Genomic DNA, 246 nt, shown 5'->3' with positions numbered 1-246 from the left:
AAGTGATTTGAAGATTCTTGAATTAGTTTGAATTTTAGTATGGGTAATGGGGGTGGGTGTTATATTTAGGATTGTTAGGGAAATGGGGTTGTTTGGTTATTTGAGGATGGAGCGTTTGGGGGTTGGGATATTTAAGTGATTATGGAATTGGGTGGAGGTTGTGGTTATTGGTTTTGTGCTTTTCGATGTTGTATATGTTGGGTAGAATGGGTTTGGTGAAAAAGGTGAAAGGATGCTGCGATATAT

Annotated in this window: 1 protein-coding gene; it reads left to right on the top strand. The window is 38.2% G+C overall.

What is annotated here, in order from left to right:
* Nucleotides 1–46: 46 nt before the first annotated feature.
* Entirely contained in the window at nucleotides 47–139 is a 93-nt protein-coding gene (locus tag FS736_RS25625; protein WP_186326943.1) for a hypothetical protein, read from the top strand.
* Nucleotides 140–246 lie beyond the last annotated feature (107 nt).

Origin of the sequence: Cytobacillus oceanisediminis 2691 (assembly GCF_007678455.1) — a bacterium.
GTDB lineage: Bacteria > Bacillota > Bacilli > Bacillales > Cytobacillaceae > Mesobacillus > Mesobacillus oceanisediminis_A.
This window is presented reverse-complemented; position numbering and strand designations above follow the sequence as displayed.

Excerpts from the sequence above, each read along its gene's own strand:
- FS736_RS25625 (WP_186326943.1), top strand. The coding sequence starts at position 47 with ATGGGGGTGGGTGTTATATTTAGGATTGTTAGGGAAATGGGGTTGTTT.